The sequence below is a fragment of the Inquilinus limosus genome (assembly GCF_002195995.1).
Taxonomy (GTDB): Bacteria; Pseudomonadota; Alphaproteobacteria; order DSM-16000; family Inquilinaceae; genus Inquilinus; species Inquilinus limosus_C.
In genome coordinates this window covers 1-10,123 of sequence record NZ_NHON01000145.1, presented here as the reverse complement: position 1 = coordinate 10,123, position 10,123 = coordinate 1, and the positions used below count along the sequence as shown (strand labels likewise).

10 protein-coding genes (1 of these 10 cut by a window edge) are annotated in these 10,123 nt (G+C 68.4%); 6 read left to right on the top strand and 4 right to left on the bottom strand.

Annotated features, from left to right (window positions below):
• From BWR60_RS34020 to BWR60_RS34010, 3 genes are all read left to right on the top strand, one after another.
• On the top strand, positions 1-1,523 hold the 3' portion of the coding sequence (locus BWR60_RS34020; RefSeq protein WP_088157442.1) for a D-aminopeptidase. 49 nt of this gene lie to the left of the window's left edge; 1,523 of the gene's 1,572 nt are visible here — the last part of the coding sequence; its start codon lies beyond the left edge, outside the window; it ends in the stop codon at positions 1,521-1,523.
• Positions 1,524-1,738: 215 nt separating this feature from the next.
• Positions 1,739-2,569, top strand: a complete 831-nt coding sequence (locus tag BWR60_RS34015) for an isocitrate lyase/PEP mutase family protein (RefSeq protein WP_088157440.1) — start codon at positions 1,739-1,741, stop codon at positions 2,567-2,569.
• Between the two features lie 266 nt (positions 2,570-2,835).
• Positions 2,836-3,738, top strand: coding sequence for a TauD/TfdA dioxygenase family protein (locus tag BWR60_RS34010; RefSeq protein WP_088157438.1), 903 nt, complete (start codon positions 2,836-2,838; stop codon positions 3,736-3,738).
• Between the two features lie 112 nt (positions 3,739-3,850).
• On the opposite strand, the gene BWR60_RS34005 is transcribed toward BWR60_RS34010, so the two are convergent.
• The 4 genes from BWR60_RS34005 to BWR60_RS33990 all read right to left on the bottom strand — a co-directional run bounded on the left by BWR60_RS34005 (position 3,851) and on the right by BWR60_RS33990 (position 7,705).
• Positions 3,851-4,240 carry a RidA family protein gene (locus tag BWR60_RS34005; RefSeq protein ID WP_088157436.1) on the bottom strand — a complete coding sequence of 130 codons (390 nt, stop codon included), beginning with the start codon at positions 4,238-4,240 and terminating at the stop codon, positions 3,851-3,853.
• An 8-nt stretch (positions 4,241-4,248) separates the two neighbouring features.
• Entirely contained in the window at positions 4,249-5,070 is an 822-nt protein-coding gene (locus BWR60_RS34000) for a carbohydrate ABC transporter permease (protein ID WP_088157434.1), read from the bottom strand.
• Positions 5,071-5,259: 189 nt separating this feature from the next.
• Entirely contained in the window at positions 5,260-6,153 is an 894-nt protein-coding gene (locus BWR60_RS33995) for a carbohydrate ABC transporter permease (protein WP_088157432.1), read from the bottom strand.
• 313 nt (positions 6,154-6,466) lie between these two features.
• Complete coding sequence (locus tag BWR60_RS33990; RefSeq protein ID WP_088157430.1) at positions 6,467-7,705, bottom strand: ABC transporter substrate-binding protein; 1,239 nt, start codon at positions 7,703-7,705, stop codon at positions 6,467-6,469.
• Here BWR60_RS33990 and BWR60_RS36690 point away from each other — a divergent pair.
• The 3 genes from BWR60_RS36690 to BWR60_RS33980 all read left to right on the top strand — a co-directional run bounded on the left by BWR60_RS36690 (position 7,704) and on the right by BWR60_RS33980 (position 10,087).
• A complete protein-coding gene (locus tag BWR60_RS36690) occupies positions 7,704-7,988 on the top strand; it encodes a hypothetical protein (RefSeq protein ID WP_144445854.1) in 285 nt (94 codons plus the stop codon). The genes BWR60_RS33990 and BWR60_RS36690 overlap by 2 nt on opposite strands.
• 44 nt (positions 7,989-8,032) lie before the next feature.
• Positions 8,033-8,830 (top strand): SDR family oxidoreductase, encoded by a 798-nt coding sequence (locus BWR60_RS33985; protein WP_088157428.1) that lies wholly within the window; start codon positions 8,033-8,035, stop codon positions 8,828-8,830.
• A 180-nt stretch (positions 8,831-9,010) separates the two neighbouring features.
• Positions 9,011-10,087, top strand: coding sequence for an ABC transporter ATP-binding protein (locus BWR60_RS33980; protein WP_088157426.1), 1,077 nt, complete (start codon positions 9,011-9,013; stop codon positions 10,085-10,087).
• The last annotated feature ends 36 nt before the right edge of the window (positions 10,088-10,123 follow it).

Sequence of the window (10,123 nt, the reverse complement as noted above, 5' to 3'; positions counted from 1 at the left end):
TCGCCACCCTCCCCCGCCTCTATCCCGGGCCCGGCGGCGCCGCCGCCGTGCTGCGGGACGGCGAGATCCTGGCCCGCCACGCCTGGGGCTGGGCCAATGCCGAGCGGCGCATTCCGTTCACGCCGAAATCGCTGTTCCGGATGTGCTCGGTCACCAAGCAGTTCACCTGCGGCCTGGTGCTGGACGCCTTCCCGGACCCGACGGTGCTGGACGGCGACGTCCGCGCCCGCCTGCCGCATCTTGAAGGTGAGGCGCCGGGCGCCCTGCACCTGTGCCACAACCAGTCCGGCCTGCGCGACTACTGGGCCGTGGCGATGCTGTACGGCGCCCCGGCCGAGTCGCCCTTCGGCGACCGCGAGGCGGCGAAGGTGATCGCCGGCACCCGGTCGCTGCATTTCGCGCCGGGCAGCCGCTACTCCTACGTCAACCAGAACTTCCGGCTGCTCTCCGACATCCTCGAGGCCCGCACCGGCCGCGGCTTCGGCGAGCTGCTGCGCAGCCGCATCTTCGACCGCGCCGGCATGGACAGCGCCATCCTGGCCGCCGACACCCGCGCCATGCCGGACGGCACCGAAGGCTATGAGGGCACGCAGGCCGGCGGCTTCCGCGCCGCCGAGAACCGCATCCTGTGGACCGGCGATGCCGGCCTCGGCGCCAGCCTGGACGACATGATCGCCTGGGAGCGCCATATCGACGCCACCCGCGACGACCCGGAGGCGCTGTACAGCCGCCTGTCGGCGCCGGTGACCTTCGCCAACGGCGCCGCCGCCCCCTACGGCTTCGGCCTGAACCGGTCGACCGAGTTCGGCCGCGCCTATACCGGCCATGGCGGCGCGCTGCGCGGCTGGCGCAGCCATCGCCTGTATGTGCCGTCGGAGCGGGTCTCGGTGGTGGTGCTGTTCAACCACCTCTCCGATGCCCAGGCCGCGGCGCTGGACCTGGTGGCCGCGGTGCTGGGCGAGGAGCGGACGAAGCCGGCCGCCGACCTGCCGGCCCCGGACTGGCTCGGCGCCTATATCGAGCCGGAGACCGGGCTGTCGGCCCGTATCGACATGGCCGACGGCAAGGTGCGGCTGCGCTTCGGCCATTCGGCGGAGAAGCTGGAGCTGCAGACGGACGGCAGCGCCGGCAACGGCCGCACCCGGCTGCGCCCTGCCGCGGACGGGCTGTGGCTGGACCGGCCGCAGGAGAACCAGAGCTCGCGCCTCGTCCCCTGCAACGGCGAGCCGGCGCTCGACCTCGGCGGCCGCTACCGCTGCGGCGAGCTGGACGCGGAATTGGAGGTCGTCGATGCCGGCGGCGCTCTGTATGGCGGCTTCTCCGGCTTCCTGGGCCAGGGCCGGATGGAGCTCCTGGACCCGGTCGGGCCGGATGTCTGGGCCCTGCCCTGCCCGCGCGCCCTGGATCACACCCCGCCCGGCGACTGGACCCTGGCGTTCCGCCGCGACGGCACGGGCCGGGTGGCGGAGGTCGAGGTCGGCTGCTGGCTGGCCCGGCATCTGCGATATGAGCGGGTGGGCTGACCTTCCATTCCTGGCGTCCGCCCTTCGCCATCCCCACACCGTCATTGCGAGCGCAGCGAAGCAATCCATGCAGCAGCTCATGCTGACCGATGGATTGCTTCGTCGGTTTCGCCTCCTCGCAATGACGGTGCGGGAATTCTGAGAAGGCTCCCACCGGGCTTGACCACACCGGAACAAAAGCCGAACATAACCTCCTGCCCACGCGGGAGGACCCCATGACCAGCCAGACCGAAAAGGCCCTCGCCTTCCAGCGCCTGCATGCGCGGCCGGGCGCCTTTGTCATCCCGAACCCCTGGGACGCCGGCACCGCCAAGCTGCTGGCCGGGCTCGGCTTCGAGGCGCTGGCCACCACCAGCGCCGGTTACGCCTTCACCCTCGGCCGCAATGACGGGGCGCAGAAGGTCAGCCGGGAGGAGACGCTCGCCAACGCCCGGGCCATCGTCGAGGCCACCGGCCTGCCGGTCTCCGCCGATCTCGAGAACGGCTTCGGCGACGCGCCCGAGGCGGCGGCGGAGACGATCCGCCAGGCCGCCGCGATCGGGCTGGTCGGCGGCTCGATCGAGGACGCCACCGGCCGCGAGGACGACCCGATCTACGGCCTCGACCAGGCGGTGCAGCGGGTGCGGGCGGCGGTGGTGGCGGCACGGTCCCTGCCCTTCCCCTTCACCCTGACCGCGCGGGCCGAGAATTTCTTGCACGGCCGCCGCGACCTGGCCGACACGATCCGCCGGCTTCAGGCCTTCCAGGAGGCCGGCGCCGATGTGCTCTACGCCCCCGGCCTGGCGACGCGGGAGGAGATCGAGGCGGTGGTCGGCGCGGTCGACCGGCCGGTCAATGTGGTGATGGGTCTGGTCGGCGCCCGCTTCACGGTCGAGGAGCTGGGCCAGATCGGGGTGAAGCGGATCAGCGTCGGCGGCTCGCTGGCCCGGGCCGCGCTGGGCGGCTTCCTGCGCGCCGCCCGCGAGATCAAGGACCACGGCAGCTTCGGCTATGCCGACGACGCGGTGCCGCACAAGGAGATCAACGCCCTGTTCGCTGCGAGCTGAGCGGGGGGATCATCGAAATTCCAGGCAGCTAGGATCAGATTGCCTCTCCCGCTTGCGGGAGAGGTCGGAGACGCGAAGCGGCTCCGGGTGAGGGGACTTCGTCGAGGCCGGGACCAGCCCTCACCCGGCCGCCCTGCGGGCGTCCGACCTCTCCCGCGTCCGGCGGGAGAGGCAACGCAACGAGCCGAACCGGACAGATCGATGACTCCTGTGACTGCAACATCCCAGGTCTTCCGGCCGGCCGAACCACGGCCCATACTCCCTTCATGACCAGCCTCGACTCACGCCTCGACATCCGGCCGATGGCCGGGTCGCTCGGCGCCGACATCGACCTCGCCGGCCCGGTCGACGACGCGCTCTTCGCCGCGATCCGCCAGGCCCTGGACGATCACCTGGTGATCCATCTGCACGGGCTCGACCTGGCGCCGCAGGACCTGGTGGCGCTGACCCGCCGCTTCGGCACCATCAGCCGCGCGCCCTACATCACGCATATGGCCGAGCATCCGGACATCGTCGCCGTCAAGAAATCGGCCGATGAGCGCAAGGTCAGCACCTTCGGCAATGCCTGGCATTCCGATTTCAGCTTCCTCGACCAGCCGCCGATGGCGTCACTGCTCTATGCCGTCCAAGTGCCGAGCCATGGCGGCGACACGCTGTTCGCCAACATGTACGACGCCTATGACGCGCTGTCGGACGGGATGAAGGCGCTGCTGGACGGCCTCGACTCCATGCATTCCGGCAAGCCCTACGGCACCGGCGGCGTGCCGGGGAACGTCGCCGTCTCGAAGTCGATCGGCATCGAGCGCAACCGGCCGGAGGCGGACCGCGAGGTCGCGCATCCGGTGGTGCGGGTCCATCCCGCCACCGGCCGCAAGGCGCTGTTCATCAACTCGATTTACACCCAGCGCTTCGCCGGCATGACGGCGGAGGAGAGCAAGCCGTTGCTCGACTTCCTCTACGCCCATGCGATCCGGCCGGAATTCACCTGCCGGCTGCGCTGGAAGGCCGGCGACCTGGCGATCTGGGACAACCGCTGCACCCTGCACTACGCCGTCAACGACTATGACGGCCAGGACCGGCTCTTGTACCGCACCATGGTGCAGGGCGAACGGCCGGTCCCGGCGATACCGCGGGAGACGTTGAGATCGTTCGAGACTGCGCTGGCGTGAGTCGGCTGGCGGTGGTTTCGAGAACCGGAGCGCAGCGCACGTTTGGTGCGTGAGCACCGGAAGCGGAGAAACCGCCGTCAGACGGCCACGCCAGTAGCAGTATCGGACGGTCTCACAAAGGCTTGTACGCGATCGCTTCGATCTCGACCTTGCAGTCGACCATCATGTCGGCGCGGACGCAGGAGCGCGCCGGGCGGTCGCCGGTGAAATAGCTGTCATAGGTGCGGTTGAAGGCCGCGAAGTCGCGGGTGTCGTCCAGCCAGGCCGTGACCTTGATCACGTCGTCCAGCGTGCAGCCCGCCAGCTCCAGCGCCGCCTGGACGTTCTTCATGGTCTGGCGGGTCTGGATCTCGATGCCGCCGGTGACGACGACGCCGGTCTCGTCGAACGGCACCTGGCCGGAGACATAGACATAGTCGCCGGCCCGCACGGCCTTGGAGAAGGGCAGCTTCTGCCCGCCGGCGCCGGTGACGGTGGTTCCGAAATGCTCTCGCTTGCTCATGGTCTTTCCTATTTGACGGCGCCGAGGGCCAGGCCGCGCACCAGATAGCGCTGCAGCCAGGCGAAGACGATGGCGACGGGGATCGTCGCCACGAATGTCGCGGCCATGACGTGATGCCACTCGATCGTATAGCGGCCGGCGACGAGGGAGAAAATCTTGATCGGCAGCGTGTGCGTCTCCGGCGCGCGCAGGAGGCTCAGCGCCACGGCGAACTCGTTCCAGGCGTTGATGAAGGTGAAGATCGCCGTCACCACCATGGCCGGCGCCGCCAGCGGCAGGAACACGCGGATCACGGTGCGGAAGCGCGACGCGCCCTCCAGCCACGCCGCCTCTTCCAGGTCCAGCGGGATGGTGGCGAAATAGCTCTGCAGCATCCACACGGCGAAGGCGATGTTGAAGCCGGCATAGACCAGCACCAGCGAATCGACCGAGCCGACGAGGCCGAGCCAGGCCACCAGCCGGAACAGCCCGATCACCAGCACGATCGGCGACAGCATCTGGGTGACCAGCAGGAAGTCGCGGTACAGCCCCTGCCCCGGAAAGCGGTAGCGCGACATGGCGTAGGCGGCCGGGATGCTGACCGCCAGCGCCAGCAGCGTCGCCAGGGTGGCGGCGTAGAGGCTGTTCAGCAGCGCGGTGCCGAAATCCGTCGCCAGCCACATGGTGACGAAGTTCTCCCAGGCGATCCGGCTGGGCAGCCAGGACGGGTCGGCCGCCAGCACCTCGGCCGCCGGCTTCAGCGCGGTGGCGATCATCACCGCGAAGGGGAACAGCACGACGACGATCAGCGGCGACAGCGCCAGCCAGCACAGGAGGCTCTTCTTCAGCATGGCGGTCTTTGGGCGAAGGCTGAAATTCTACTGTCATTGCCGTCCTCGGGCTTGACCCGAGGATCAACCCGGCAATCCAGGGGCCACCAAGAGCCGCTCTGGCCGCCCCTGGATCCTCGGGTCAAGCCCGAGGATGACAGCTGGGGGCTGTCTGCACCCGGCTCGTCGCCGCTCCCGGCCGCGTGCAACCTAGCCATTGCGCTCGCTCCGCATCGCCATGCGCAGATAGATCAGGGTGAAGACCAGCAGGATGGCGAACATGATCAGCGAGATCGACGCCGCCTCCCCCATCTTCCCGAGCGAGAAGGCCAGCTTGTACAGGTAGGTGACCAGGATCTGCGTCGAATCCGACGGCCCGCCCGAGGTCAGCACCCAGATGATCGGGAAGGAGTTGAAGACGTAGATGATGTTCAGCACCACCGCCATGTTGATGAAGGGCCGCATCAGCGGCAGGGTCAGGGTGCGGAACCGTTGCCAGGACGTCGCGCCGTCGGTCGACGCCGCCTCGTAGATGTCGCTCGGTATCGACGACAGGCCGCCCAGGAAGATCGTCACCGTGAACGGGACCGACACCAGGATGCCGATCAGGATCTGGATCGGGAAGGCGGTGGCGGCCGAGGCCAGCCAGATCACGTTGTGGTCGGTGATGCCGAGATCCTGGAGGGTCAGGTTCAACAGGCCGGATTCGCCGTTCAGCGCCCAGCGCCAGACGATCGCCATCATGGTCAGCGACACCGACCAGGGCAGCATCACGATCACCCGGGCCAGGCCGCGGCCGTAAAACTCGGTGTTCAGGATCAGCGCCACCGGCACCGAGACAAGCACCGTGCCGGCCACGACGGCGGCGGTCCACAGCACCGTCCGGCCCAGGATCTCCGTGAACAGCGGGTCGGCCAGGACATTGTCCAGATTGGCCAGGCCGGTGAAGTCGCGCAGCTGGCCGAAGCGGTTGACCTGGTGCGAGGCCACCGTCAGCAGGTCCCACACCGGATAGGCGATGATGAAGGCCGCCAGCAGGAAGCTGGGCAGGATCAGCAGGATCGGCGTCAGGCCCGGAAGCCGCACGGCCAGGGGTGCCGACATCGGAACGTTTTGCCTCTCGGTCTCGGTCGTCACTGACTGTCCTTGGCCTGCCAGGCTTGGATCATTGCCATTTACCCCAAGCTGTCATGCCCGGGTTTGACCCGCGGGTGTCCGGTTGAGCCTTTGAAGTTGTAAATAGAGGTGCCGATCCCGCCCTTTACTGTCATTGCCGGGCTTGACCCGGCAATCCAGGGGCCACCAAGAACCGTTCTTGAAAGCCCCTGGATCCTCGGGTCAAGCCCGAGGATGACAGTAAAGTAGGACACAGGACCGGAGCCAAACCGGTAATGACAGCAAAAGGGAAGCGCCGCCCCTACTTCGCGCCCAGGACGCCGTTGGCCTGCTCGGCTGCGGCCTTCAGGGCCTCCTCCGGCTTGGCCTCGCCGAGATAGATCTTCTGCAGCGCCCGGCTGGTGGCGTCGGCGATCTCCTCCCACCCGGCGATGGTCGGGGCGAACTTCGCGCTCGGCAGCATCGCGGTGAAGACCTTGAGGTTCGGGTCGTCGGTGAAGTACGGCAGCTTGGCCACCGCCTGGTTCTCGGTCAGGAAGCCCTCATTGACCGTGAACTTCTCGCGCCAGTCGCTCTGGAACAGGAAGTCCATGAACTTCCAGGCCTCGTCCTTCACCTTCGAGTTGTCGAACATCACGATCGAATCCGTGACCGCGTAGGTGGCCGAGGTGGTGCCTTTCGGCACCGGCGCGACGCCGTATTTCAGGTTCGGCGCCTCGGTCTTGATCTGGCTGGCCAGGAACGGCGCCGTGAACATCATGCCGATGCGGCCCTGCTTGAACAGGTTCTGCACGTCCTCGCGGTTGTAGGCGGTGACGCCCGGCTCGGTCAGCCCGTCATCGATCATCTGCTTGTAGAGGGTCGCGGCCTTGATGGCCGCGTCGCTGTCGACGCCGCTCTTGCCGTCGACCACGATGTCGCCGCCGAAGCTCCACATCGCATAGTAGAAATAGACGTCGGTCTCGATCTCCTTGCCCTGCAGGCCGAAGCCGTAGGTGTCCTTGGCGCCGAGAGCCTTGATCTTCTTCGCGTCCTCGACCAGCTCGTCCCAGGTGGCCGGCGGGGCGGCGATGCCCGCCTTCTCGAACAAATCCTTGTTGTAGTACATGGCGCGGGCCGAGGAGGCGATCGGCAGGCCGTAGGTCTTGCCGTCCAGCACGCCGGGCGCGAAGAAGGTCGGGATGAAGCGCGCCTTGAACTCGTCGGTCATGTAGCCGTCCAGCGGCGACACCACGCCCTGCTGCACGAAATCCACCAGCCAGCGCGTGCCGATGATGGCCAGGTCGGCATTGGCGTTGCCGGCGATGTCGGTGGTCAGCTTCTGCTGCAACACGTCCCAGGGCACCACCTCGATCTTGATGTCGGTGCCGGGGTTTTTGGCCTCGAAGGCCTTCGCCGCCTCCTCGAAATAGGGGCCGGTCTTGGAGCTGTACTCCGCCACCGTCACCCGCACCTCGGCGGCGACGGCCGGTGCTGCGGCCAGCGCCGCCAGGATCGAGGCGCCCGCGCCGAGGAGCACGGACCGGAACGCATGCTGCATGGAGAGCCTCCTGTTTCGGCGACGCCCCTTTTTGGTGACGCCAAGCCGCGCGAGCCGCAATTGGAACCGGATAACCGGGGACGGCCGCGCCCGGCTTTCTGCCGGAGCCGCCCTGCGTGTAACTCTCTTACAATCGCCGGCGGGGCGCAATTCGGAAACGGCGCGCCGGCCGATTTTCTTCCGCTATACCGCAGCAGTGCTGGAATCTTCCGACAATTTGAGGCTCCACATCGATGCTGCACTGCACATGCGCGATGCCTGTCTTGTAAGTTTCAAACATTGAGCTACCATCGGCCTCCAGCCTCCTCTCCTGCCGGAAAGACAGCCATGACGCGCTTCGCGGACCAGACCGTTCTCGTCACCGGGGCGCTCGGCGGCATCGGCGGGGCGATCGTCGACCTGTTCGCCCAGGCCGGGGCGGCGCTGATCCTGTCCGACCGCGACGTCGCGGCGCTGGAGGCCCGTGTCGCCAAGCTCGCCGAGGCCGGCATCAAGGCCGCTGCCGCGCCGGCCGATCTCTGCGACGCCCGCGCCACCCGCGCCGCGATCGACGCCGCGGTGGCCCGCACCGGCCCGGTCGACATCGCCGTCAACAATGCCGGCGGCGGCAATGGCGGCGGCACCCTGGCCTCGACTTCCGCCGAAAGCTGGGCCGGCGATGTCGTGCTGAACCTGAACGGCCCGTATCACGTCGTCGCCGCGGTGATCGACGGCATGAAGGCGCGGCGCCGCGGCAACATCGTCAACATCAGCAGCGTCAACGGGCTGCTGACGCTGGGCCATCCCGCCTACAGCGCCGCCAAGGCCGGGCTGATCAGCTACACCAAGGCGCTGGCGGTCGAGTACGGGCCGTTCGGCATCCGCGCCAACGTGATCTGCCCTGGCACCGTCCGCACCCCGATCTGGCAGGCCCGCGTCGACCGGAAGCCGGAGATCTTCGAGTCCCTGCGCAAATGGTACCCGCTGCAGCGGGTGGCCGAGCCGGCCGACATCGCCAAGGCCGTGGCCTTCCTGGCCGATGACGACCTGGCCGGCTTCATCACCGGCGCGATGCTACCGGTCGATGGCGGCCTGACCGCCGGCAACCGGGTGATGGCGGCCGAGCTGACCCTTGAAGAGTTCTGATTCAATGGCGCGGATCGTCAGCCCCTCCTCCAATCGTCATGGCGAGCCCCGCAGGGGCGTGGCCATCCAGGGCGGCTCGCACCGGCCCCTGGATGGCCACGTCGCTCCGCTCCTCGCCATGACGGGTTTGGGGGAAAGGATCCGCGACGTGCTTCCGTTGGCGGCATAGGGAGGCCCGACATGGCGACGGTGCGGCTGGACGGGGTGGTGAAGCGCTACGGCGACGCGCAGGTGATCCACGCGATCGACCTCGACATCGCCGATGGCGAGTTCGTCGTCCTGGTCGGGCCGTCCGGCTGCGGCAAGTCCACCCTGCTGCGCATGATCGCAGGGCTGGAAACCATCTCCGACGGCGAACTCGCGATCGGCGGCGCCCGCGCCAACGAGGTGCCGCCGCAGAAGCGCAACATCGCCATGGTGTTCCAGTCCTACGCGCTCTACCCGCACATGACCGCGCGGCAGAACATCGCCTACGGCCCGAAGCTGCGCGGCGAGGCGAAGCCGGAGATCGCGGGCAAGGTCGAGCGGGCGGCCGGCATCCTGAACCTGTTCGACTATCTGGAGCGGCTGCCGCGCCAGCTGTCCGGCGGCCAGCGCCAGCGCGTCGCCATGGGAAGGGCGATCGTGCGCGACCCCGCCGTGTTCCTGTTCGACGAGCCGCTGTCGAACCTGGACGCCAAGCTGCGGGTGCAGATGCGCACCGAGATCAAGGCGCTGCACCGCCGCCTGGGCACCACCATCGTCTACGTCACCCACGACCAGATCGAGGCGATGACCCTGGCCGACCGGATCGTGGTGATGAATGGCGGGCGGATCGAGCAGCAGGGCAAGCCGCTGGACCTGTACGACCTGCCGGCCAACATTTTCGTCGCCGGCTTCCTCGGCTCTCCGTCGATGAGCTTCCTGCCCGGCCGCTACCGCCGCGGCGCCGACGGCCCGGTGGTGGAGGCCGAGGACGGCACCCGCCTCCCCGCCCCCGACCGCGGGGCCTACGGGGCCGAGGACGACCAGCCGGTGCTGCTGGGCGTGCGGCCGGAGCATTTCACCGTCGTTGACAGCGGCGGCGGCGTGCCGGTGACGATCGACCTGGTCGAGCCCACCGGCGCCGAGACCCATCTCTACGGCACCCTGGCCGGCACCCGCATCGCCGCGGTGATGCATGGCCGCCGCCCGGTGGCGCCGGGCGACGTGGTGCCGTTGATTCCCCTTCCCGCCCACAGCCACCTGTTCGACGCGGCCTCCGGCCGCCGCATCTAGGGGATGACGTCGTGAGACCGAGCCACCCCCTCACCC

Excerpts from the sequence above, each read along its gene's own strand:
- BWR60_RS33995 (WP_088157432.1), bottom strand. The coding sequence starts at position 6,153 with ATGTCGGCACCCCTGGCCGTGCGGCTTCCGGGCCTGACGCCGATCCTG.
- BWR60_RS34010 (WP_088157438.1), top strand. The coding sequence starts at position 2,836 with ATGACCAGCCTCGACTCACGCCTCGACATCCGGCCGATGGCCGGGTCG.
- BWR60_RS34015 (WP_088157440.1), top strand. The coding sequence starts at position 1,739 with ATGACCAGCCAGACCGAAAAGGCCCTCGCCTTCCAGCGCCTGCATGCG.
- BWR60_RS33985 (WP_088157428.1), top strand. The coding sequence starts at position 8,033 with ATGACGCGCTTCGCGGACCAGACCGTTCTCGTCACCGGGGCGCTCGGC.
- BWR60_RS36690 (WP_144445854.1), top strand. The coding sequence starts at position 7,704 with ATGGAGAGCCTCCTGTTTCGGCGACGCCCCTTTTTGGTGACGCCAAGC.
- BWR60_RS34000 (WP_088157434.1), bottom strand. The coding sequence starts at position 5,070 with ATGCTGAAGAAGAGCCTCCTGTGCTGGCTGGCGCTGTCGCCGCTGATC.
- BWR60_RS34005 (WP_088157436.1), bottom strand. The coding sequence starts at position 4,240 with ATGAGCAAGCGAGAGCATTTCGGAACCACCGTCACCGGCGCCGGCGGG.
- BWR60_RS33980 (WP_088157426.1), top strand. The coding sequence starts at position 9,011 with ATGGCGACGGTGCGGCTGGACGGGGTGGTGAAGCGCTACGGCGACGCG.
- BWR60_RS33990 (WP_088157430.1), bottom strand. The coding sequence starts at position 7,705 with ATGCAGCATGCGTTCCGGTCCGTGCTCCTCGGCGCGGGCGCCTCGATC.